Origin of the sequence: Corynebacterium tapiri (assembly GCF_006334925.1) — a bacterium.
GTDB classification, from domain to species: Bacteria; Actinomycetota; Actinomycetes; order Mycobacteriales; family Mycobacteriaceae; genus Corynebacterium; species Corynebacterium tapiri.
This window is the reverse complement of record NZ_VDHJ01000004.1, coordinates 23988-46444: the sequence shown is the minus strand read 5'-3', so window position 1 is coordinate 46444 and position 22457 is coordinate 23988. Positions and strand designations below refer to the sequence as shown.

23 protein-coding genes and 3 tRNA genes are annotated in these 22457 nt (G+C 60.5%); 15 read left to right on the top strand and 11 right to left on the bottom strand.

Annotation, left to right across the window (positions count from 1 at the left end; genetic code table 11):
* Positions 1 to 108: 108 nt before the first annotated feature.
* Positions 109 to 181, bottom strand: a tRNA-Asn gene (locus FHE74_RS03850).
* Positions 182 to 379: 198 nt separating this feature from the next.
* Between FHE74_RS03850 and FHE74_RS03845 the strand changes: the two genes are divergently transcribed.
* From FHE74_RS03845 to FHE74_RS03835, 4 genes are all read left to right on the top strand, one after another.
* A complete protein-coding gene (locus tag FHE74_RS03845; RefSeq protein ID WP_139465189.1) occupies positions 380 to 1492 on the top strand; it encodes a sensor histidine kinase in 1113 nt (370 codons plus the stop codon).
* Between the two features lie 106 nt (positions 1493 to 1598).
* Positions 1599 to 1769: a hypothetical protein gene (locus FHE74_RS10630; protein WP_180339671.1), complete on the top strand. Its 171-nt coding sequence runs from the start codon at positions 1599 to 1601 to the stop codon at positions 1767 to 1769.
* Between the two features lie 35 nt (positions 1770 to 1804).
* Positions 1805 to 2449, top strand: a complete 645-nt coding sequence (locus FHE74_RS03840) for a response regulator (RefSeq protein WP_139465188.1) — start codon at positions 1805 to 1807, stop codon at positions 2447 to 2449.
* Positions 2450 to 2497: 48 nt separating this feature from the next.
* A tRNA-Ile gene (locus FHE74_RS03835) sits at positions 2498 to 2571 on the top strand.
* 41 nt (positions 2572 to 2612) lie between these two features.
* On the opposite strand, the gene FHE74_RS03830 is transcribed toward FHE74_RS03835, so the two are convergent.
* Complete coding sequence (locus tag FHE74_RS03830; RefSeq protein ID WP_180339670.1) at positions 2613 to 3518, bottom strand: CE1 family esterase; 906 nt, start codon at positions 3516 to 3518, stop codon at positions 2613 to 2615.
* 38 nt (positions 3519 to 3556) lie between these two features.
* Between FHE74_RS03830 and FHE74_RS03825 the strand changes: the two genes are divergently transcribed.
* From FHE74_RS03825 to FHE74_RS03810, 4 genes are all read left to right on the top strand, one after another.
* On the top strand, positions 3557 to 4405 hold the full coding sequence (locus FHE74_RS03825; RefSeq protein ID WP_139465186.1) for a serine hydrolase domain-containing protein: 849 nt from the start codon (positions 3557 to 3559) through the stop codon (positions 4403 to 4405).
* 62 nt (positions 4406 to 4467) lie between these two features.
* The gene (locus FHE74_RS03820) at positions 4468 to 5565 is read left to right on the top strand and encodes a trimeric intracellular cation channel family protein (RefSeq protein ID WP_139465185.1); all 1098 of its coding nucleotides are present in this window, start codon (positions 4468 to 4470) and stop codon (positions 5563 to 5565) included.
* 5 nt (positions 5566 to 5570) lie between these two features.
* Positions 5571 to 6491 (top strand): trimeric intracellular cation channel family protein, encoded by a 921-nt coding sequence (locus FHE74_RS03815; RefSeq protein WP_139465214.1) that lies wholly within the window; start codon positions 5571 to 5573, stop codon positions 6489 to 6491.
* Between the two features lie 195 nt (positions 6492 to 6686).
* A complete protein-coding gene (locus FHE74_RS03810; RefSeq protein WP_139465184.1) occupies positions 6687 to 7058 on the top strand; it encodes a hypothetical protein in 372 nt (123 codons plus the stop codon).
* Positions 7059 to 7067: 9 nt separating this feature from the next.
* Here FHE74_RS03810 and FHE74_RS03805 read toward each other — a convergent pair whose 3' ends face one another.
* Positions 7068 to 7904 carry an HAD-IIA family hydrolase gene (locus FHE74_RS03805; RefSeq protein WP_139465183.1) on the bottom strand — a complete coding sequence of 279 codons (837 nt, stop codon included), beginning with the start codon at positions 7902 to 7904 and terminating at the stop codon, positions 7068 to 7070.
* 5 nt (positions 7905 to 7909) lie between these two features.
* Positions 7910 to 8230 (bottom strand): acyl carrier protein, encoded by a 321-nt coding sequence (locus FHE74_RS03800; protein WP_139465182.1) that lies wholly within the window; start codon positions 8228 to 8230, stop codon positions 7910 to 7912.
* A gap of 42 nt (positions 8231 to 8272) precedes the next feature.
* Here FHE74_RS03800 and FHE74_RS03795 point away from each other — a divergent pair, with 42 nt between their 5' ends.
* Positions 8273 to 9292, top strand: coding sequence for an alpha/beta fold hydrolase (locus FHE74_RS03795; protein ID WP_139465181.1), 1020 nt, complete (start codon positions 8273 to 8275; stop codon positions 9290 to 9292).
* On the opposite strand, the gene FHE74_RS03790 is transcribed toward FHE74_RS03795, so the two are convergent.
* Both FHE74_RS03790 and FHE74_RS03785 read right to left on the bottom strand, forming a co-directional pair.
* On the bottom strand, positions 9274 to 10776 hold the full coding sequence (locus FHE74_RS03790; RefSeq protein ID WP_139465180.1) for a mannitol dehydrogenase family protein: 1503 nt from the start codon (positions 10774 to 10776) through the stop codon (positions 9274 to 9276). The genes FHE74_RS03795 and FHE74_RS03790 overlap by 19 nt on opposite strands.
* 27 nt (positions 10777 to 10803) lie before the next feature.
* Positions 10804 to 12144, bottom strand: a complete 1341-nt coding sequence (locus tag FHE74_RS03785; protein ID WP_139465179.1) for an RbtT/DalT/CsbX family MFS transporter — start codon at positions 12142 to 12144, stop codon at positions 10804 to 10806.
* A gap of 113 nt (positions 12145 to 12257) precedes the next feature.
* Here FHE74_RS03785 and FHE74_RS03780 point away from each other — a divergent pair, with 113 nt between their 5' ends.
* Together FHE74_RS03780 and xylB are read left to right on the top strand one after the other, a co-directional pair.
* Entirely contained in the window at positions 12258 to 13127 is an 870-nt protein-coding gene (locus FHE74_RS03780) for a DeoR/GlpR family DNA-binding transcription regulator (protein WP_139465178.1), read from the top strand.
* A 22-nt stretch (positions 13128 to 13149) separates the two neighbouring features.
* The gene (xylB, locus tag FHE74_RS03775) at positions 13150 to 14535 is read left to right on the top strand and encodes a xylulokinase (protein WP_139465177.1); all 1386 of its coding nucleotides are present in this window, start codon (positions 13150 to 13152) and stop codon (positions 14533 to 14535) included.
* Here the strand turns inward: xylB and FHE74_RS03770 are convergent, their stop codons facing one another.
* A complete protein-coding gene (locus FHE74_RS03770; protein WP_139465176.1) occupies positions 14536 to 15153 on the bottom strand; it encodes a hypothetical protein in 618 nt (205 codons plus the stop codon).
* Between the two features lie 96 nt (positions 15154 to 15249).
* Positions 15250 to 17994, bottom strand: a complete 2745-nt coding sequence (gene aceE / locus FHE74_RS03765; RefSeq protein WP_139465175.1) for a pyruvate dehydrogenase (acetyl-transferring), homodimeric type — start codon at positions 17992 to 17994, stop codon at positions 15250 to 15252.
* 267 nt (positions 17995 to 18261) lie between these two features.
* On the opposite strand from aceE, the gene FHE74_RS03760 reads away from it, so the two are divergent.
* The 3 genes from FHE74_RS03760 (at position 18262) to FHE74_RS03750 (ending at position 19294) form a co-directional block, all read left to right on the top strand.
* The gene (locus FHE74_RS03760; protein WP_139465174.1) at positions 18262 to 18696 is read left to right on the top strand and encodes a DUF3052 domain-containing protein; all 435 of its coding nucleotides are present in this window, start codon (positions 18262 to 18264) and stop codon (positions 18694 to 18696) included.
* Positions 18697 to 18767: 71 nt separating this feature from the next.
* Positions 18768 to 18843, top strand: a tRNA-Val gene (locus tag FHE74_RS03755).
* 175 nt (positions 18844 to 19018) lie between these two features.
* Positions 19019 to 19294 carry a hypothetical protein gene (locus tag FHE74_RS03750; protein ID WP_139465173.1) on the top strand — a complete coding sequence of 92 codons (276 nt, stop codon included), beginning with the start codon at positions 19019 to 19021 and terminating at the stop codon, positions 19292 to 19294.
* Between the two features lie 3 nt (positions 19295 to 19297).
* On the opposite strand, the gene FHE74_RS03745 is transcribed toward FHE74_RS03750, so the two are convergent.
* A complete protein-coding gene (locus FHE74_RS03745; protein ID WP_139465172.1) occupies positions 19298 to 19936 on the bottom strand; it encodes a DedA family protein in 639 nt (212 codons plus the stop codon).
* 149 nt (positions 19937 to 20085) lie between these two features.
* On the opposite strand from FHE74_RS03745, the gene FHE74_RS03740 reads away from it, so the two are divergent.
* Positions 20086 to 20700, top strand: a complete 615-nt coding sequence (locus FHE74_RS03740; protein ID WP_139465171.1) for a cation efflux transmembrane domain-containing protein — start codon at positions 20086 to 20088, stop codon at positions 20698 to 20700.
* Between the two features lie 6 nt (positions 20701 to 20706).
* Here FHE74_RS03740 and FHE74_RS03735 read toward each other — a convergent pair whose 3' ends face one another.
* Together FHE74_RS03735 and FHE74_RS03730 are read right to left on the bottom strand one after the other, a co-directional pair.
* Positions 20707 to 21522 (bottom strand): hypothetical protein, encoded by an 816-nt coding sequence (locus FHE74_RS03735; protein WP_139465170.1) that lies wholly within the window; start codon positions 21520 to 21522, stop codon positions 20707 to 20709.
* A gap of 16 nt (positions 21523 to 21538) precedes the next feature.
* Entirely contained in the window at positions 21539 to 22450 is a 912-nt protein-coding gene (locus FHE74_RS03730) for an SURF1 family cytochrome oxidase biogenesis protein (protein WP_342773731.1), read from the bottom strand.
* Positions 22451 to 22457 lie beyond the last annotated feature (7 nt).

Below are 22457 nucleotides of genomic sequence, written 5' to 3'. Positions count from 1 at the left end.
GACTTTTGTGCCAGCTTCGGGCCGTTCCTGACCCGTTCCAACCGTTTGGCGAAAATACGAAAACCCCCGCTACCAGTAAAAATGCTGGTTAACGGGGGAATCTAAACGCTCCTCCAACTGGGCTCGAACCAGTGACCCTTCGATTAACAGTCGAATGCTCTGCCAACTGAGCTATGGAGGAATATCTGTGCTCGGACCAACTTGGTGGGTGGTCTGTGCGACGAGAACATACTGTAATGCGAGGATCTTCCCGCAAGCAAATCGCCACGTCAGAGGGTAAATGTACCGTAAGATCTTGGACTCGGGGAATCCTTGGGGGTTGTGATCCTCAGTCCCCGGGGCTCGTTAGTTCTCAGATGAGTGGCTACCATCGTCCGGCGTGAGTCAATTAGTTGAGCGATTGCCATCTCCAGAGCGACAACGGCGTCTGATTGTCGGTTATGCAATTCTCATGATCGTCGCGATTGCCGTGGCAGGAATTTCCGGGCACACCGTTATCGCGGGATATATCGTGACCGTCGGACTTGTGGGGACCTTGGCATCTGCACTGTTGATGCCGGTACTGGGTGTTGCAGCATTCGTAGCAGTCTTTGTGGCTGGCGCAATGGTTCCTTCGGCCCTAGGGGCGGTCGACACAATGATGGCCCCATTAGCGGTAGCTCCCCTGGCCTCTGCAAGGCGTGCGCGCTGGGCAATTCTGGCCTCCTTCTTGCTCATTACGGCGGGTCTGTGGGAACCATCAAACCTGGAGTTCAACCTAGATTTCGGGGTTATAGCTGTATGGTCATTCCAATTTCCTCTTGCTGTCCTGATGGGATGGGGTATCCGGCAGCGTCGTCGCATTCGGGATGAGATGACACAGCGATACCAAGAGCGGCGTCGCGAGCTGGCGCGGACACTTCATGATTCCGTGGCGTCTTCGTTGACGTCGGTGATCATTCGCTCCGAGGTCATGGCAATGGCGCATCAAGAAGGACAAGAAGGAGGAGATATCGCTGAGGAATGTGCGCAAATTGCCGAAGCAAGCAGAGTCTCTATGCGGCAGGTACGGCAGCTCATCAACCTCCTTGATGCAGGTGAAGATGAAGAACTTGTAATGCGCCTGGAATCGTTGAAGGAGACAGTGGATAAGACCCGGGAAACGCTCGAAGAGCACGGGTTTTCTGTTGACTGTCCGCGAACTACACCGTCGATCATCCTCGATTCGGGCAAGGAGATCCTCATCAATCGTTTCTTGAGGGAGACCACCACAAACATCTTGAAGTACGGGGAGCCTGGTAGCCGGGTCGAGGTTGTTCATGACTACTCAAGTGCTCAGCTCAACCTGATCGTTCTCAATGAGATTCGGCAGGGGGATTACCGCCAGCCAGAGTTGAGCTCCGGAATAGGAATCGGGGCTCTGAAGGAAACTGCCGCTGCCCTTGGGGCAGTGGTCTCTTCGCAAGCGATCGATGATGGACGTTGGGAAACCCAGTTACGCATCTCGGTGTAGCCCAAAAAGTGACCCACATCATTAGTCGCCACTTTAACTTCCACTCAGTTCCCGTTATGCTCTTGCCTATCAGCAGCCCGTCACCTTGAAAGAAGGTTAGAAAAATATGAAGAAGATCGCTCGTCTGGGTGTCATCGCTGCCGCAACCGCAGCTGCCGTAGTCAACCCGGTTGCTAACGCAACTGAGACCACTACTCAGGAGTCTGGCTTCGGGTTCTACCGTGCCGCAGCCGACATCTACGGTTGCGAGATTCAGAAGAACGTGTGGTGCCGCTAATTTCTCAGCCCACTAAGTCCGCAACCCCCCTCCGCGTGCTGATCGTCGACGACGATTCAGCAGTGCGGCAGGGGTTTTCGGCGTACTTCTCCTACGCGCCCGACATTGCTGTCGCAGGTGTGTGCTCCAACGGAGTGCAAGCGCTCGACTTTCTCAAGCGCGAAAAGGTTGACGTTGTGCTCTCGGACATCAACATGCCGGAGATGGGTGGCATCGAGCTGCTCGAGCACGTTAAGAAGATGGATGACGCACCGGCGTTCGTGGCCATCACGGCCTTGGATACCGACGATTCCATGCTGCGCATCATTAGCAATGGTGGGCAGGGATACGTCGTTAAGTCTTCGTCTCCGCAGCAGATCAACAGCGCGGTGCGTGACGCCACGAAGGGTGGCACCACCGTTTCTCCAGAATGCCTCTCGCGTTTGGTCGACTACGTTCCGGACGTAAAGCCGGAGGACCAGAAGATCCGCGATCGCATCGAGGAGCTCACGCCTGCTGAGCGCATGGTGCTGGATCTGCTTTGCCAGGGGCTGTCTAACGCGGAGATCGCTCGCCAGTCGTACTACGCCGAGTCGACGGTGAAGAAGCACGTCTCCAACCTGACCTCTCACTTTGGGGCAAGCAACCGCCTTGAGCTGGTGGTCAAGGTAATCAACGCTCGCACCTCCGGAAAGAAGTAGTCGCCCCCTGTGTAGGGGCGGCGCGGACCTACCGCTACACTTTCCGGCGGGGCTATAGCTCAGTCGGTTAGAGCCGCGGACTCATAATCCGCTGGTCGCGGGTTCGAGCCCCGCTGGCCCCACAGTATTGTCTCCCGAGTGCCCTAAGCATTCGGGAGACTTTTTAATGAGAATCCCGCCCGTTGAGAACATTCCAGGCCACATCGGGCACATTGGGTTCGTCGTACCAGGAATGGCCTTCCCCCTCGACCTTGGTCAGGCTGGTGAGGGCGTCACATCCGGTGGGGCGATAGCGGACGGCATTGGGGCCGATGTCGCGGGCTGCAATCACGTGGGTGTTGCACCCATTGCGTCGCGCTATCTCCTCAAAGGCTTCGCGCGCGGAACCCAGGGGCTCGCCCCATTTCACGCCACCCTCGTAGTTGATCACCGTGTCATCGGTGGAGTGCAGCATCGCAATCGGCACTGGGTGAGCAGTCGCGCAACCTGAAAAGGTGCCCTCGTAGAAGGCGCCGGCGACGGTCATGGCGGCGTCGATAAGCCCCGGATCCTGGCAGAGAATCGCTCCGACCATGCCGCCTCCGTTGGAGTGGCCCACGGCCATGATGCGGTTCTGATCGACGGGGTAGTCGGCGGAGAGTTCCTTAATAATCTCTCGAACAAAGCGCACGTCCTCACCCCTCGAGGAATGGGCATAAGGCGCGTTTTCCCACCTGTTCTTCAACCCCTGCGGGTAGACGACAATAGCGCGGCCATGGCTGGCCTGTTCCAGCCCGGAATCTTTGGCAAAACGGCGTGGGGTGACGTCCTTGCCACCAAAAGCCAGGATGAGGGGATAAGAGCCAGGGTTGTCTCCCTCGGCAGCGCGAGGAATGTCCAGCAGATAGGAGCGAGTTCTCGATCCCACCTCGATCGTGCGCGAAACCGATCGCACCTTATCTTCAGTGTGATCGGCTGCGGCCTGATAGGCGGGGACGGGGTGGGATACCGGGCGAACAGGCGCACCGGAGCTCACCAGGGCACAGCTCGTGGCGGTCACGAGGAGCGAGGCAAGCAATTTCCAGGACACGGCACGCCATCGTAGTCGAGCTATATATGCTCGGACACATGGATCTTGCGCGCGTACTCGAACCGATGTCCCACTGGCCGGTCAACACCGTCAGCGCAGGCGTTATCGCCGGAGAAGAGCAAGCGTCGATCGGGGATCCGGACACGCAGTTCGAGCTCGCCAGCGTGACCAAGCTGCTGTCGGCCTACGGGGTGCTCATGGCTATCGAGGAGGGGATCTTCGACCTCGAATCCCCGCTGGGCCCCGAAGGGTCCACCGTGCGCCACCTACTTTCTCACGCCTCGGGGGTGGGCTTTCACTCCCGGGAGCTGGAGAAACCGGTGGGGCAGCGACGCATCTATTCTTCAGCTGGCTTCGAAATTCTGGCCGAGGCGATCGAGCAAGAGGCCGAGATGTCCTTTGCGGAGTACCTGCGACTAGGCGTGTTTGAGCCGTTGCAGATGAACTCCACGCACCTGTGGGGATCAGCGGGCCACGAGGCCCGCTCCACGGTGCACGACCTACTTCGTTTTTCCCGTGAGGTGTTAAAGCCAACTTTGCTGGCTCAGGAAAGCGTCGATACGGCGCTGTCGATCCACTTCCCGGAGCTCAAAGGCATCGTTCCGGGCTACGGCATGCAGAACCCGTGTCCGTGGGGCCTGGGTTTTGAGATCAAGGGCGAGAAGAAGAAGCACTGGACGGCCCCGGGGATGCCTGCCGAGACTGTCGGGCACTTCGGAATGGCCGGAACCTTCCTGTGGCTGGTGCCCGCCAAGGGGTGGGCTGTCGTGGCCCTCACCGACCGCGACTTCGGTGATTGGGCCAAGCCACTGTGGGCGGAGACCAACACGGAGGTTTATCAAGCGTTAGGCGAGTACTCAGCGAGCACACAGACTAGGGCAGAATAGCGTTATGGCTCGAAAGTCCCTCGTTCTTCCCACCCTGTGGGCCTGAGGAGGCACAGAAAATTATGGCTCTCCACGAAGTCGACCCGCAGATCCTGCTGCTCTATCGTGTTTTCGATGTCACGGGCGTATTGCTCATGGGCATCATCGGTGGAACTATCGCCCGTCAGCGCGGTTTCGACATTGTGGGCTTCCTTTTTATCGCGCTGTTTTCTTCCCTGGGCGGAGGAATGATCCGTGACGTGCTGATCAACCGCGGCACAGTCGCAGCCATGTCTGAGTCCGAGTACCTGATGCTCGCATTTGCTGGTGCGCTCATTGCCCGGTTTGTCTACTTCAAGGGGTCGGCCTGGGAGCGGTTCCAGGTCCACGCGGATGCCACCGTCTCAGGTCTGTGGGCAGCGACCGGCTGCGTGAAAGCATTGTCCTTCGGCCTGCCGGTGCTGGCCTGCGTGATGATGGGCGTGTTCACCGCCGTTGGCGGCGGGATGATCCGCGACGTAGTCACCGGGCGCATCCCCAGCATCTTCGGCGACAACGTTCCGGCGGTCATCCCCGCTATTGCCTGTACGGCGATTGTCATCAGCGCAGATGTCGCTGGTTTTCTGGCCGTAGGGATGGTGATCGGCCCGATTGTCAGCGTGGTCATCACGGTGTGGGGCTACTGGACTGGCTGGCGCCCACGTGCCGATTCCGAGTGGGCACCGGTCAATGTCGCAGCAGCTGTGATGGAGCGCAAGGGCCGGCGAGTCGGTCGACGGTTGGAGCCCACCCGAATCCGGGCTTGGCGCCATCGGCAGATGGAGAAGGCCCTGCAGCGCCGCCTGGCCATGGCCCAACATGTAGACACCCCCACAGCCCAGGAGGCTCTCGAGGCGCTATCCCAGGAATTTGAGCTGCCGAGTGCGGAGGAAACTTCCGGGATCGGCATGGACTTCGGCGGGGATTCCTACGACAACTACGACGCCGACACCGGGCGCGAAAGCAATGAGTTTGTTCAGGCGGCCCAGCGCGCCGGTATCGAGGTGGAACACCAGGAAGGGGCATTGGATTCCAAGCGGATGACCCAAGAGCTGATGGATATGGTCCTGCAGGATGACAAGCTCATGGATGAGCTGCTCGAGCGCCTCGCGGAGAAGTACCAGAGAGGGCAGGAGACGTAGTGCCGATGCAGGGTGAGGTTCCGGTTCCCGTCGAGCAGCTGTATCGGCTTATCGACGTCTCGGGAGTATTCCTCATGGGTGTCGTCGGTGGTCGAATTGCTCGACAGAAGGATTACGACATCGTCGGGTTTTTCTTCCTGGCTCTGTTTTCCGCCCTGGGTGGAGGCATGATCCGCGACACCCTTATCCAGGCAGGCGCGCCTGCCGCCGTCGCAGAGCGCGAATACCTGATGCTGGCGTTTGCCGGGGCTATGATCGCTTGGCTCACGCGATTCCAAGGGCCGTTGTGGGACAAACTCGAAGCACACGCGGACGCCATCATCTCTGCATCCTGGGCGGTCACCGGCGCCACCAAAGCGTTGAACTTTGGCATGCCTTTGCTCTCTGCGCTGTTTATGGGTGTTCTCACTGCAACCGGTGGCGGAATGATCCGCGACGTGGTTACCGGGGAGCGCCCTCGAGTGTTCGGAGGTAACGGCCTGGCGGTGATCCCGGCGGTGCTTGCGGGTCTCATTTGTGCGGTTTTCCATCACGCTCATCTGCAATTTATCGGCATGATTCTGGGGTTGCTCGTTGGTGCCGGGTTGAGCATCGCCTCGTACTGGTTTGGCTGGCAGATGCACCGTGATCCGGACTTTGCCCCGGTGAACATGACCGCGCGGCAGGTGTATAGCCTGCTTTCCCGCGCAAAGAACCGCCTGGTAAGGCGCAATCAGCGCCCGGTCGACGAGATCATCGAGGATATGCGCAGCGGGGAAGACGTGAGCGAGGAACTACACGAGGTGCAGACTGCCCAGGACTATTCGTTCGAGGACGTTCTGCGCGCATTGCATTCCGATGACAGCGATGCCGGCCGGGAAAATGAGCGTGCCTTCATCGAGGCCTGGCTCTCATGGAAGAAGGAACAGGCCGAAAAGCAGGGGTAAAGGTCAACTTCAGGTTGATTAAACAGGGGGATCAAGCTGCGGTTGAGAGTTGCCCGTGGGGTTGGTGGGGCGCCAGAATCGCGGGTGTTCTTGTGGTGCGCCTGAGAAACAAGCAGCCGAGGTTCGTTGGGGAAGACGAAGATCTCGTCTTGTTTTACGTCACGCGACCCCCAAGATAAGGACTGTGATGCCACAATGCTGGCGCTTAAGGAACACACCAGCGTGATGGCTGGAGACATCACCTCACCGACAGCTTTGCCGTGCTGTGCCGCAGTGCTCATCGTCGAGCGTCTGCCGCGAACGCAGCGCGCGGAGATCGAGGCGCTCATGGTTGAGCACCTTGTGAGCGAGCCAGTGGGGTGCCTGCCGGGCACCGATGCGCTGAGCGCGGATTGGTTTACTCGGTGGGAGCACGATCCTAGTGCTCGCGAGTTCTACGCAGTGCGCTGCCGCCAGGTGGTCACCGGTACCAGGGAAGAACTCGAGCACCTCGAATGCGCGCTTCAAGCGTTGCAGGCCAGCAACAGCGAGCTAGGCACTCGGGCTGGCCTCAAGCGCGCGAGTTAGCCGTCTGCTTTAGCGCTCCTGGCCGTTGCGCTCGCCTTCGACCGGGTTGTCGTAATACCCATCCTCGAAAGGATCAAGGATGCGATCTGCGAGGTCTGCCACCGAGCCCACAATTCGGGTGGGGCGGTATGGGTAGCGCTCCACCTCGGCGTCATCCGAGATTCCTGAGCGCACCAGCACCGTGCGCATTCCAGCTTCGAGGCCGGAGCGGACGTCGGTATCCATGCGGTCACCGATCATGACAGCACGCTCAGAGTGCGCACCAATTGCATTGAGCGCCGTACGCATCATCACCGGGTTTGGCTTGCCCACGAAGTACGGCTTCATCCCGGTGGCCGCCGTAATCAGAGAGGCCACCGCGCCCGTGGCGGGCAGGACTCCCTGCGGGGCCGGGCCGGTTACATCCGGGTTGGTGCAGATGAAGCGCGCACCCTCGTTGATGAGGTTGATGGCCGTCGTAATCGCCTCGAAAGAGTACGTCCGAGTTTCACCCAGAACCACATACTCCGGGCTGGAGGAGGTAAGGATGAAGCCGGCCTCGTGAAGCGCTGTGGTCAGACCTGCCTCGCCGATGGCGTACACGCCGCCATCCGTTCCCTGGTTAGACAGGAACTTTGCAGTTGCCGTCGCCGACGTCCAAATGCGCTCGGGCTCGATGTCCAGACCCTGGCGCAGCAAGCGAGCGGCCAAATCGCGTGGGGTAGCCATCGAGTTGTTCGTCAGCACCATGAAACGGATGTCATTGGAGCGCAAGGCCTCCAAGAACTTGTCGGCGCCCTCGATCATGTCGCCCTCGCGAATCAGCACGCCGTCCATATCGGTGAGGTAAGAAATGTGGCTGGTCATAATGACTATTCTGCCTCAGAAGTGATGTGCTGATGAAGGTCTGCGACGGTAGTTTCCGGGTGGAGAAGGGACTCGTCGAAACGCGTAGAGAACTCCTGCTCCAGCCGAATCCCCAGCTCGATGCGATCCAGAGAACTTAGACCTAAAGAATCTGCAGTAGCGGAATCGCTGATCTCAGTGGGATCGGCCTGAATCAAACGGGCAATCAAGTGAGCGATTCGCGCGCGGACGTCGCCCCCACTCTCATCCTCTGAGGAGTCCTGGGAGGGTGCAGACGCGCCGAATTTGGCCGCGAGTTGCTGCTGCATGGCATCGGATAGCTCCATGAATGACACCCTAATACGTTGCCTGGGTAGGCTCTGAAGACTATGAAACCGCGTTCTCCACTTCTGCGCGCAATAGAGGTACCCCTACGCACCGTTCCGTTTGCCCGTCGACTCCTGGCGATCGGCCACGGCGACGAGTACCGCGAGCGTCGCGAAGACAAACTGGTACATGCGCGCCGGGGATTCGTGGACTCCCACGGGAGAAAGATTGCCTACTACGAATACGGCCCGGAAGACGCGGAGCTGACCGTAGTTTTTGTGCACGGATTCACGCTGGCGGCGGAAGCCTTTTACCTGCAGGTGGACTACCTGCTACGGCATTTCCCGCAGGTCAAACTAGTGCTGCTTGACTTGAGAGGGCATGGAGATAGTGAAAACGTTTCGATTTCCGAGTGCACGATCGACAAAGCAGCCGACGATGCCATCTGCGTGATCGAGGAGCGCGTACCCCGCGGCCGCTACATCATTCTTGGGCATTCACTGGGCGGGCCGGTGTCGCTGAACGTGGTGCGGCGCGCGCCTGAAGATGTGCGCGTGCGTCTGGCGGGTCTCGTTGAGGTGTCGACGTCCGTCGAAGAGCTGGCACAGGCAGGATTGACCAGGGTGCTCAACACCTGGCCGGTAAGGGCGACCGTGGAGCACCTGGCCACCAAGCCCGAATCTGTCCTGGCTTTGCGCGACCGCATCAGTGGGTATTTGCCGCACATCATCGGCGCATTCTTTTTCATGCGAGACACCCATGATGAGCTCATCGAGTTCCATGCCTCGCTCATCGCCCACGCCCCGCCAGAAACCCTGCTGGGCTTTGTCGACGACCTCCGCCTCCACCGGGAACTCGAAGCCGCCCAGTACCTGCAGGACGTCCCGGGCTACATCATCTCCGGTGAAAAGGACATGGTCACCCCGGTCTCCCAGGCACGTCGCCTGGCAGAAGTGTGGCCCAAGGGTTACCTGCAGATCGCGCAGGGAGCAGGGCACATGCTGCCACTGGAGGTACCGGAGATTGTCAACGTAGCCATGGAGCGCTTGCTCAACTCTTTGGGCTACGAGCGGGTGGCCTGAACCAGGTACTCGACGGTGCGCTGGGCACCGTCTCGGTGGAGCCGCTCAAGGGCGTCGAGGTACGGGGTGGTGAATGCCTCGACCTCGGCCAAGTCGCCGAACAGCGACTGGTCACGCAGGAACGAGACCGGGTCGCTATCCCGCCTGCGCGCTGCTTGGGTGAGCTCGTCTGCCAGTCGGTCTCGGATTGCGATGGCGTTACCCTGCTCATCCACGCCTTCCGCATAGCGCGCCCAGCTTGCGACGATGGCGGCAGAGAGCGTGACCTGAGTGCCAGTGGCGAGGTTCTCGCGCACTACGGGGACCAACCACTTGGGAATGCGGTCGGAAGACTCAGCCGCCAGGCGCGGGACAGTGTCGCGCACGGCTGCATTGCCAAAGCGTTCGATGAGACGAAGCTGGTAGGCCTCCACATCGACTCCCGGTAGCTCCTTGAGCGTGGGTGTGGCCTCTTGCTTCATGTACTGCAAGAGGAAATCTCGGAATGCTTCATCTGCCATGACGTCGTGAACCAGACGATGCCCGGCGAGGTAGCCGAAGTAAGCCAGACCCTGGTGGGAGGCATTCAGCAGACGCAGCTTCATGAGCTCGTAGGGCTCGACATCGGAAACTACCTGGACCCCAACGTGCTCGTAGGGTGGGCGGGCGTCGACAAATGCATCCTCGATGACCCACTGCGTGAAGTCCTCAGAAACCACGGGCCAGGCGTCTTCAATTCCGAACTTCTCGGCAACCTCAGACCGATCCTCGTCGGTTGTCTCCGGGGTAATGCGGTCGACCATGGAGTTGGGGAAGGTGACATTTTCCGCGATCCACGCCGCTAGATCCGGGTCCACTTCGTGTGCGAATGCCAGCAGCATGGCCTTGACCATGTCGCCGTTGCCCTGAATGTTGTCACAGCTCATCACTGTGAATGGGGTCTGTCCCTGCTCGCGCCGGATGGCCAACGCCGCCGTAATAAAGCCGAAGAAGGTACGAAGGCAGTCGTGGCGACCCTCACGAAGATCATCGATGTCAGCTGACACGGCTGGTGTGTCACGCTTGAACTCGCCCGTCACCTGGTCAAAGTTGTATCCGCCCTCGGTGACGGTGAGGGAGACGATGCGAATGTTCGAGCCGGCCAGAGTTTGGACCACATACGATGGGTCCTCAGGTGCGAAAAGGTAATCGACGATCGATCCGATGACGCGCGCGTGTGGCTCGCCGTGCGCGGGCTTTTCGACGAGCGTGTACAAGCAATCTTGGGAAACAAGCGCATCCCGCATTGCCACATCGCTTGGCATGACACCGATGCCCACGATGCCGAAGTCGAAGGCTTCGCCCCGACGCAGGAGTTCATCGAGGTAACGAGCCTGATGTGCGCGGTGGAATCCACCCACTCCAAAATGTGCGATGCCCGGCTTGAGGGCACTGCGGTCGTAGTCGAATACCTCGACTGCACCGGATTGGCGGATCTGTTCAAGATTGGCTGAGTTCAGCTTCATTGTCTTGGTTCTCTTTCTTGTTCGTAATTAGTGAGGGGACGGGGCGCTGGTGAGCGGCTCTTGTACGGGTACACCGTCGAAGCCAGGTTGCAGTCCCTTGAACGCCAGAGTCATCAACCCCGAGAGCAGGTACAGAATCACAAAGGTCACGACCAACCCAGTGGCGCCGACCAGCGGGTGCAGGAGTGCCACCAGGGCCGGGCCGGCTGCAACAGCTGCGCCAACGCCGAGGTTGTAGGTGCTCATGGCAGCTCCGGGACGATCGGGCAGCAGCGCTACTGCAATCGGGGATAGAGGGACGAAACCTGCCAGAGCAATGCCGAACAGAGCACCAGCAACCAGAGTGATGGCGAAGGCTATGCCGTCAGCTACGCCGGCTTTGGTCAGGATGAGCGGCAGGGCATAGACCAGGGCAACAGTGACGGCGCAGAACATGGAGCCCGCCCAGAACATGGATCGACGCCACCCAAAACGGTCGCCCAGCTGTCCGTTGAGGGGGTTGAAGGGAAGATTCACCGCGTAAATCACGGAGGTAAGGATCAAAAACCAGGCCAGCGGCCACCCCAGGTCGTCGGTGAAGTAACTCGGGAAGAAGATCGCCATAGCGTAGGTAGGGATCGAATTGATCGTGCGGATGTAGGTAACAAACCGAGCTCTACGATCAGTGAGAAACAGCCGTAAACCAGCGCCGAGGGTGGCGGTTACATCCGATGCGTCGCTGACCAGCGGAGCGCGACCGATGCGCTCGCGTACACCCACAAGCGCACACGCTGCGCCGATGATGACCAACGCGAGGGAAACCCACAGCGTCGAGTAGAAACCCAGTCCGATCAGGTTCATGGAAACGGTCGCGGTGAGGGCACCCAAGGTGGGCAGACCCGCGGAGAACGCCACATAGAACCATCCGACTGAGGTCGCTAGGCGGTCAGCAGGAGACACCGCCGTGATCCAGACCAGGAAGGCGTAGGCGAACAACGGGTAGCCGAATCCGCGGATGCCGTAACTAAGAAAGATGAGAGCACGGCTGTCAGAGGGGAGAGCGATAGCAAGCAAGACGATCTCAAAGATGATCCATATTGCTGCACCGAGCGCCATCACTTTGCGCGGGCCCCATAGGTCCGAGAGGGCAGCGGCGAAGAATGCTGCAATGGCAACGGCGACGCCATACACGGTGACTAGGGTCCCGGCCAGGCTGACGCTAAAGCCGTGGTCGGTGGAGAGGAAAGGCTCCAGGATGTTGGTTTCCACCCCGTCGCCGATCATAAAGATTGTTAGTCCGATGAATCCCCACGCCAGTGGGGTGGGGATGCCGAGACGGTGGGCCCAGGAAGAACCAGTCGGTTCTGCCGCAAGAGGTCTAGCGCTCATGAAAGGTGTCCTTTGTGCTGAGTCACATTGCTTTTAACACTATTTAACAAAAGTGTGGTCATAGTCAACATGTTTTAACATTTCGGTGTTAATGGGAGTGTTATGCTTCGAGCATGTTCACACCCGACAGCGAGGCCCACGCTCTTCACGGGCCGGACCAGCGCAGGCAATTCGTGGTGCAGTGGTTGCAAGCGCGTGGGGAAGGCCAAGTCTCCGAGATCGCCGAAATCTGTGGGGTATCCCATATGACAATGCACCGAGATCTAGACGCATTAGAGTCCGCCGGGGTGGTCGAGCGCTTCCGGGGTGGCGCCCGACTAGCTCCTGGTCAGACGTCCGGACTAGGCGGCTTTGGGCTGAGCGAAGATGCCGAGCGAGATGTAGAGATTCGGCGGCGGGCCAATGTAACCACCAAGAACCTCTTAGCGGTGCGCGCTGCGCAACTTATCGAGCCGGGTATGACGGTGGCGCTAGACGACTCCACCACCGTGTCTGCCATGGCTGCTCATCTCCCAGGACGTCACGCAGCCGGCATGATCACGCACTCTCTGGCGCTACTCGTGCAGGTCGGCCGCTCTCTCCCCGTAGGCGCAGTGGTCGGTGTCGGAGGGCGGTATGTGAGTGCGACCGACTCCTTCCTGGGAGCGGCGGCCATCGAGCATTTGGAAAAGCTCAGCTCAGACATCTCATTCGTGTCCACCACGAGTATCCGATCCGGCAAGCTGTATCACCCAGACGATTCGGCGGCGGCAACCAAACGGGCCTGTATTCGGGTGGGGGAGCGACGAGTGTTGGTAACCGATTCTTCAAAGTTTTCCGGGCCAGGAATGGAGATGGTGGCTGCGCTGTCGGACTTTGACGACATTGTGGTTGACGAGCACCTTTCTACGCGAGCACGTGAGATGGTTGAGGAGTCTGGAGCTCGGATTCATCTAGTCGAAGCTCCTGCGCCTATGGCCGTTCACGTTCCCGCCCACCTCTAACGCCACGTAAAGGGGAAGCACCATGACCACTGTTCTCGGCATTGACTCTTCCACTCAATCCTGCAAGGCCGTCTTGGTAGACGCTGAATCTGGGGAGGTTATTAAAGAGCAGCGAGCTCCCCATCCGCAGGGGACACAAGTCGATCCCCGGGCCTGGATCGAGGCTCTGCGAAGTGCCACCGACGGACTTCTGGAGCGCGCCGATGCGGTTTCGATTGCCGGCCAGCAACACGGGATGGTCACCTTGGACCACGAAAGTGAGCCAGTGCGGAATGCCATGCTGTGGAACGACACGTCGTCTGCACCCCAAGCATCGCAACTCATCGATGAACTCGGTGGGCCGCTGGACTGTGCGCGTCGCACAGGAAGCGTGTTCGTGGCCTCGATAACCGGGACAAAGCTGCGATGGTTAGCGGAGAATGAACCGGAAAACGCAGAGCGTGTCGCCCAGGTAGCTCTGCCTCACGACTTTCTTACATTCGAACTTGGCGGCAGAAAAGAACTCACCACCGACCACGGAGATGCTTCAGGTACTGGGTACTACAACCCAACGAGCCGCCGGTTCGAACCTGAACTCGCTGAACAGTTCCTCAAGCATGCAGTTCGCCTTCCTCGGATTGCTGAGCCCAATGAGTTGGTGGGAAGCATCGGCGAAACGCAGATTGCTGCCGGTACCGGGGACAACATGGCGGCAGCTCTTGGGCTGGACCTCAAACCTGGGGAGGTGTGCGTTTCGCTTGGGACATCCGGTGTGGCGAGCGCTGTCGTAGGCAACCCGGTTGCAGATGCGTCGGGATCAATCAATGGTTTCTGCGATGCTACCGGTCGTTACCTGCCACTTGCTTGCACTCTTAATGGGGCCCGAGTCCTAGAGCTCGGTGCCCGTCTATTGGGCGTCGACAATGACGAGTTCGCCCGTATGGCACTGAGCGCTGAAGGGCAGGCTCCGGTTTTGCTGCCGTACCTTGACGGGGAGCGAACTCCGAACAGGCCACATGCGACGGGTGTTCTCTCGGGCTTGACGTCGGCAACGAGCCGGGAACAATGTGCCCGGTCGTTCGTCGAGGGGATCTTGTTCTCGCTCAAAGATGCAGTGTCCAAGTTGGAGAGCACGACCGGCGTCCCTACCCGTCGAATTCTGCTCATCGGCGGCGGAGCACGATCCGCCGCGGTACGAGCACTCGCGCCGCATATCTTCTCGGGCGAGGTGGTCGTGCCCGAAGCTGGGGAATATGTAGCAATCGGCGCTGCGCGCCAGGCGGCCTGGGCCCTTAGCAGCAGGGATGAGCCTCCGCAGTGGCAGCGTTTCCAGGAAACGGTGCTGGAGGCGGAGCACAAGCACCGAGTAAGCGCGGAGGCTGTCGCACAATACGCCGAGCTGAGGGACCTTACCGAGCCGCTCGCCTAATCACACCCAATTGAAACCAAACGGGGGTTTCTGGCCCGGCGCTAGTGAAATAATCCGCAAGTCTCCGAGTGCCACCCACCCGGTCAGCTCGACAGTGGCAGCGCCGGACGTTGGCGGGGCGAGGTTGATCTTGGGTGTGCCGAGATTGACTGAGATTCGGTTCACCACGTTCACCCCCTCCGCCACGATGAGTCGAATGGAACCGCATACCGTTGTCAGTTGAAGCCGGACGTGCGGATGGGACGGTTGTGCCTGGCGAAGATCTAGGCGAATGTCATCGAAGTACGTGGAGAACGTAGAACCGTCCTGGACCACCCAATGGCCAGAACGCTTAATAGGGCTGAGGAAACCGGTTTGGCTGTCGGCCTGCGCAGGCAGCGGTGTAAGGGGTGCTGGTGTCCCGGGTGCCATAGACGACCCGGAAGGTGCGGGCGCCCGGAAACTGAGGAGCCTACGTTCGATGATCTCCAGCTCTCCTCGGCTGTCCGCAGCGTTGATCGCGGCGGTGAATTCTTCGAAATCATCGAGGTCGATGAGGGCGTCGTCAAGAGCCTCCTGAGCGCAGCGAAGCGCGCGCTTCCGATCAGCATTGAAGACCGTGTTCTCATCGATGCCCATGCACCTCAGGGTAGCGGCATTTTCAAGGGCTGCGCAGTGAAAACGGGCACCTGACCCCTCAGTGGAAGGATCAAGCGCCCGTTAGCGGCAGGCTACCTAGGCCTTTGTCGGGTCGTCGATGTGCAGCTCCTTGGCTGCCTCGGACGCCACCGACATGTCAATCTTGCCCTCGCGCGCCAGGCCGAGGAGGCTGGCGACAACGAGAGACTCGGCGTCGATGTTGAAGTAACGACGAGCAGCCGGACGCGTGTCTGCGAAGCCGAAGCCATCAGCACCCAGGGTGATGTACTCACCCGGAACGACCGGGCGGATCGACTCGTGCAGATCAGAGGCGAAGTCGCTCGTGGCCACGTAGGGGCCGGGCGTCTGCTTGAGCTGCTTGGTGGCAAACGGCTCTTCCACATCTGCGCCCGGGTTGCGCAGGGACTCGTCGGCGTAACGACGTCCATCGCGAGCCAGTTCGGTCCACGAAGTCACGGAGTAGACGTGCGCACGAACGTCGTACTGCTCCGCGAGCATCTCCTGGGCCTTCAGCGCCCACTGCATGCCTACGCCGGAAGCCAGCAGCGAGACCTGCTTGTCCTCCGAACCCTGCTCACCACGGGAGAACAGGTAGATGCCCTTGTGCAGGCCCTCGACGTCCAGGTCCTCAGGCTCGGCCGGCTGCGGGACGGGCTCGTTGTACACGGTTAGGTAGTAGATGACGTCCTCACCGCGACCCTCGCCGTACATGCGATCGATGCCCTCGCGGATGAGGTGGGCGACCTCGTAGGCGAATGCCGGGTCGTAGGAGATGACTGCCGGGTTGGTCGAAGCCAGGATCGGGGAGTGGCCGTCCATGTGCTGCAGACCCTCGCCGGTCAGGGTGGTGCGACCAGCGGTGGCGCCAATGAGGAAGCCACGGGAAAGCTGGTCGGCAGCAGCCCAGATCACGTCACCGGTGCGCTGGAAGCCGAACATCGAGTAGAAGATGTACAGCGGAACCATGGCCTCGCCGTGCGTGGCGTAGGAGGTAGCGGCCGCGATGAAGGAGGCCGTGGAGCCGTCCTCGTTGATGCCCTCGTGGAGGATCTGGCCGTCGGTGGCCTCGCGGTAAGACAGCATCAGATCGTGGTCCACCGGCTGGTAGTTCTGGCCGTGCGGGTTGTAGATCTTCAGCGTCGGGAACCAGGAGTCCATGCCGAAGGTGCGAGCCTCGTCCGGGATGATCGGGACGATGCGCTTGCCCAGCTCCTTGTCGCGCATGAGCTCCTTGAAGGTACGCACCAGGGCCATGGTCGTGGCCACCTGCTGCTTACCGGAACCCTTGCGCACGCTCTTGAGCTTGGCCAGCTCAGGAACCGACAACGGGGTGTACTGCTCACGACGCTCCGGCAGGAAGCCACCCAGCTCCTTGCGGCGCTCGAGGAGGTACTTGATCTCCTTGGCGTCCTTGCCGGGGTGGTAGTACGGCGGCAGGTAGGGATCCTTCTCCAGGTCCTCGTCGGTGAAGGGGATGTCCTGCTTGTTGCGGAACTGCTTGAGGTCCTCCAGCGTCAACTTCTTCATCTGGTGGGTCGCGTTGCGACCCTCGAAGTTGTGGCCCAGGCCGTAGCCCTTGATGGTGTGGGCGAGGATGACGGTGGGAGCGCCGTTCTTGGTCTCCATCGCGCGCTTGTAGGCGGCGTAGACCTTGCGGTAGTCGTGGCCACCGCGACGCAGAGCCCAGATCTCGTCGTCAGTCATGTCCTCGACGAGCTTCTTGGTGCGCTCGTCGCGGCCGAAGAAGTGCTCGCGCACGTAGGCACCGTCGTTGGCCTTGAAGGTCTGGTAGTCGCCGTCGGGCGTGTTGTTCATCAGCTCAACCAGGGCACCCTCGGTGTCCTTCTCCAGCAGAGCATCCCACTCGCGGCCCCACACAACCTTGATCACGTTCCAGCCCGCGCCGCGGAAGAACGACTCCAGCTCCTGGATGATCTGGGAGTTGCCGCGCACGGGGCCATCAAGGCGCTGCAGGTTGCAGTTGACCACAAAGGTGAGGTTGTCCAGGCCGTAGAGCGGGCCCATCTGGATCAGGCCGCGGGACTCGGCCTCGTCCATCTCGCCGTCGCCCAGGAATGCCCAGACGTGCTGCTCACTGGTGTCCTTGATGCCGCGATCTGCCAGGTACTTGTTAAAGCGAGCCTGGTAGATGGCGTTCATCGGGCCGATGCCCATGGACACGGTGGGGAACTCCCAGAAGTCGCGCATGCCACGCGGGTGCGGGTAAGAGGGCATGCCGTTGCCCTCGCCGCGGGAGACCTCCTGACGGAAGCCGTCCAGGTCGTCCTCGTCCAGGCGGCCCTCCAGGTACGCGCGGGCGTACATGCCCGGGGAGGCGTGGCCCTGGAAGAAGATCTGGTCACCGCCGCCAGGGTGGTCCTTGCCGCGGAAGAAGTGGTTCATGCCCACCTCGTACAGCGGGGCAGCGGAAGCATAGGTGGAGATGTGGCCGCCCACGCCGATCTCGGGGCGCTGTGCGCGGTGCACCATGACGGCGGCGTTCCAGCGCATCCAGCGACGGTAGCGCTTCTCGATCTCCTCATCACCCGGGAACTCTGGTTCCATGTCGGTGGGGATGGTGTTGACAAAGTCCGTCGAGGTCAACGGGGGAAGCGGCACGCGCTTGGCGGTGGCGCGCTCCAGCAAGTGCAGCATGAGGAAGCGTGCACGCTCCGGGCTGGTGGATTCCAGAAGGCCGTCGAGGGAGTCCATCCACTCGCGGGTCTCCTCCGGATCCGAGTCGTGCAGGTACGATGCCACGCCGTCGCGGATGAGCGGGAAATTCGAGTCGTCTCGCTGAGTTTCTAGGCCATCGGCCATGTGATTCCTCCTGTTGGTATCACGTTGCTGGAGCTTATGCGCGTGCTGCATCTAGCTGGTCAAAGCTCGAGAAGATCTGCGCGCATAACTGTTTGCCGATGATACTTTGTTTGGCCACTTTGGGTAGCCATCGCCTCGTCGAATGGGTGCATCCACCCCTATAAGGAAATCGCGATTGGCTGTGAACCGGTGGTTGACCAAGGAAAGCACGCACAATCCTTGTAAGCTGGGGGAGTCTATTGGAAGAACTTGAGGAGGAATAGCACTGTGGTGAACGCTCCGGTCGCCGGAAACGACGACTCGGTCAAGGAATGGGTCTCGCGCTTGGGGATCCAGCCTGACATGGTGGTTCAGGAACTTGGCTGGGACGACGATTGCGACGCAGCCCTTTCGGAGGCCGTCGAGGACGTCATCGGGGAAGAGCTGCTGGACGACGACACGGATGAACTGTGCGACGTAGTCCTGGTGTGGTGGCGCAGCTCCGACGGGGATCTCGTGGATGGGCTTGTCGACGCCGTCCGCAACCTCGACTCCAATGGACGCATCTGGTTGCTCACCCCAGCCACCGGCACCGAGGGCGGCATCGCCCCGGGCGAGATCAACGAATCTGCGCAGCTGGCAGGCCTGACCCAAACCAAGTCTGACCGCTTCGGTGACTTCCAGGGCGCTTGCCTGGTTCCCAGCGGATCCGCCAAAAAGTAAGGGGCAATGTGCGCCCTAGTTGTAGGGCGTGCTACGCTTTTGTCCTACACCGCAAGAACAATGCGGTGCCTGCGCTCCTAGCTCAGCTGGAAGAGCAACTGGTTTACACCCAGTAGGTCGGCGGTTCGATCCCGTCGGAGCGCACCACTCAAGCGGCACCTCCACTCAGTAGGGGGTGCCGCTTCGCGCGTTGTCTGCGGAGGGGTAAGCCCGGGTTCGACTGCCCATGGCAACTTGGCAGTGCACCCAAGGCCGAACTTGCGCTTGCCCGCACTGCATTGTTGCCCGCCGGCACCTGGTTGAAGTGGTTAAGGTGAGCGGCATGGGAAGTCTGTGGTTTCCGATCGCCTTGATGGTCTGCGCGACGATCCTGTGCGCCAGCGCAATTCCGTCTGCTGGTCGGGAGAAGACTAGCCACCCGCTGGTCAAGGAGAAATCTCCAGTCGCCGTGTGGTGGTTTCTTGCCGCAGCTCTGGCGTACGCAGCTAGTTGCGTGGCGTTGATGCTGTCGCTGTCGCGGGGCTGGGCAATCGGTTTAGCCTTCATTGGGCTGTTCACCGGCGCTGCGGGGTACGTCGCGGCCGGTGGGAAGCGCTAAAACCTAGGCCTGCTGCGCTGCACCGCGGCTCTTGAAGTACTTGTTCGCTGCAGAGATGATGATCGGAAGCACAGAGATACCGACCACAACCAGCATGATGGCATCGATCCGATGCGCGATGCCGGGGATGTGCCCGAGGAGCACGCCCACCATGGTCATGGAGACGACCCATCCGAGCGCGCCCAACACGTTCCACATCAAAAACGAGCGGTAGTTCATGGCCGCGGTGCCGGCAGCCAGGGGAACATAGGTGCGCACAATGGGGACAAAGCGCCCCAGAACGAGGGCCAGCGGACCCCATCGGTGGAAGAAGGTTTCGGCCTCCTCCAGGTGACGGGTCTTCAAGATCCGCGCGTTCGGCTTAAACAGCTTGCGGCCAAAGCGGCGGCCGAGCCAGAAGCCGACCTGGTCACCAGCGATCGCCGCGATTCCTGCAACGAGCAAGATCTGCCACACGGAGACCCCGAGCTCTCCGCGCAAGATAGCCGCGGTGACCAGGAGCGAGTCCCCAGGAAGGAAGGGGAAGAGCACTCCGGATTCGATGAAAATAACCAGGCCCAAGCCGGCAAGGATCCAGGATCCAAAACTTTGTAGGAGAGTTCCGGCGTCGAGAAGTCCGGATAGCCCTAGGGAAGATAGCATGCGTAAGAATATAGACCGCACCGTTGCCATGCGTGGAATGTGCGCACGAGTTCACCGGGATTTGCCAAGGCCTATTCACGAACGTGAATGACGAGATGCCCCACCCGCGAGAGCATTCCAATTTTGGCGGTCCGGTTTAGGCTGGGGTGGTGTTTAGCTCGACGACTTTGAACTCCCGCGCGCGCCGTATTGTCGCCGTGGTGGCCTGCCTGAACCTGCTGGGATTTGTCGTCGAGTTGGTGAGCGCAACCGTGATCGGCTCTGCGTCCTTATTCGCTGATGCCGCCGATTTTCTGGAAGATACCCTCATCAACCTTTTGGTGTTGACGGCATTGGGGTGGTCGGTCACGAGTCGTCGAAAAGCCAGCATCGGACTGGCCGGATTGATCTTGATCCCGGCTCTCGCCGCATTCGGCACCGTGGTCTGGAAGATCTTCTCGGGTCAGCCGCCGGAACCGTGGTCGCTTTCCGCAGTGGCGGTGTTTGCGATGGCGATCAACGTAGCTAGCGCGGCGCTTTTGATGCGTCTGCGCAGCGCAGAGGTAACTCTGGTGCGCGGTGCATGGCTAGCGGCGCGTAACGACGTCCTGGCCAACATCCTGATATTGGCCGCCGGAGTGGTGACCGTCTTCTGGTTCAGCGTGTGGCCTGACATCGTCGTGGGGCTCATCATCGCCGCGATCAATGTCACTGCCGCTAAGGAGGTTTACGAACAAGCTCGCGCAGACGACCCACAACTGGAGCTGGAAGAAACCGCCGATTAGGGGAGGTTAGCTTTCAGCGAGATTGCCTTCGAGCCCGCCGGTCCGCGCATCCTTCTTCACCCAGTAGATGGGGCTTTCACCACCCGAGCGCTCCAGCACCAAAACCCGGCGATCCCGTGGTGCGTAGACAGTGGCTATGCGTGTTTCTGCCTCTGGGTCCCCGATGTGCGGGTCGAGGGTGAAGCCTACGTCCGAGGCAGAGTAGCGGGACCGCAGCGAAATGGTTCCCGAGCGGTGGGAACCGGCATCAAGCATCGCGACAGCATGGGCATCCGGTACTCCTGCGGTTTCTCCAACTTCGCGCGCGAAGTCGACCAAGGACTCAACGGTCGTACGAGGCTGGGCGCCATTTCGGAAGTAACCTGGCCCGAAGAGCAACCGGGCGCCAGAGCGCTGCTGGAGTAGGTAATGCAGGGGCTGGCTGCGAAAAGCCGTGCGGTCAGCGATCGACGCGAGGGTGACCTCGTGAACTGGGGTGAGACCCATACCTGCCAGCCGTGCCAAGGCGTCGAAAAGCACACGGGCATCCTTGGCGTCCTCAGCACCTTCAGAGGTCGGTTCTGGGATGTCGGATCGATTAACGCGCGTGGACCCGGCAGAAGCTGCGGCTGCATGGCGGGGCCCCTGTGGCTTGGTGGGAGTCTTCGGCGGTTGAGAAAACCCAGGCATCTTCACTGCCGGCGTGGCGCGAATGACCTCCCCCAACGAGGACTCTGCCTCTTCACTGTGGTTCGTTTGCGCAGTGGTGGACTCGTCGGTGGAGCTAGGAGCGTGATGCGCTCCGGTCTTTTCGCTGCTGAACAGTCGTTGCCAAAGGCCCATGGTTCTCTAGGCTAATTCAGCGCTCGCGTTCGCGCTTGATCCGCTTGGCGTAGTAGTCGGGCTTCGCGTCCCCATAGCGGTCGCGCACGCTCCGGGAACGGTGGACCACGGGTTCCTGAGAGGGCTCTTCGACAGGCTCCACGCCTTGCGCATCGAGCTGTTCTTCTTCCTCGCGCACGCGACGACGCTCGCGGAACTCGTTGAAGACGAAGTAGAGCAAACCCGCCGGGGCCAGGAATCCAAAGGCTAGCCACTGCAAGCCGTAGCTGAGGTGATTACCGCGCTCGAGCTGGGGAATCGGAATGGGATTGAGCACCCCGGGCTGATCTGCGTTGAGCTGCACGTATCCGCCCTCAAGGTCGGTTGAAGTTAGCTGCCCGATCTGCTCGGAGTTGATGGCGTAGACCTGCGGGTTGCCCTGGCTAAGCAGTGGCTCGCGGTCACTCGGTCGCTCGTCGAGCTGGACCATGCCCACCGTGGTCACTTCGTTGGTAGGGGCAGGGGCAATGTCGGGAAGTTCGTCGCCCGGGGCCGCTGGCACGAATCCGCGATTGACTAGGACGAGCGGGCCGCCATTGACCTGGAACGGGGTGAGCGCCTGGAATGCCGGAGATCCCCCGACGGGGCGCAGACGCAGCACAACCTCGTCATCGGGGACGAAGTGGCCGGTAAGAGAAACGCGCGTCCACTGGTCAGATTCTTCAAAGGGGACAACCGAGGACACATCTACCGGGTCGGAGGAAAAAGCCTGCTCGATCTGGTGATTGCGCTCGATGATGCGCTCGTTCTTACCCAGCTGCCAGGGAGCAAAGAAGGTGAAGGAGAAGTAAGAAAACAGCACCACGAACAACAGGAGGAAAAACCACCCGGGCGTGAGAAACTTCCGCCACATCGGTGGGGTGCGTTGACCGGCTGCAGATTCACTCACAATAGGT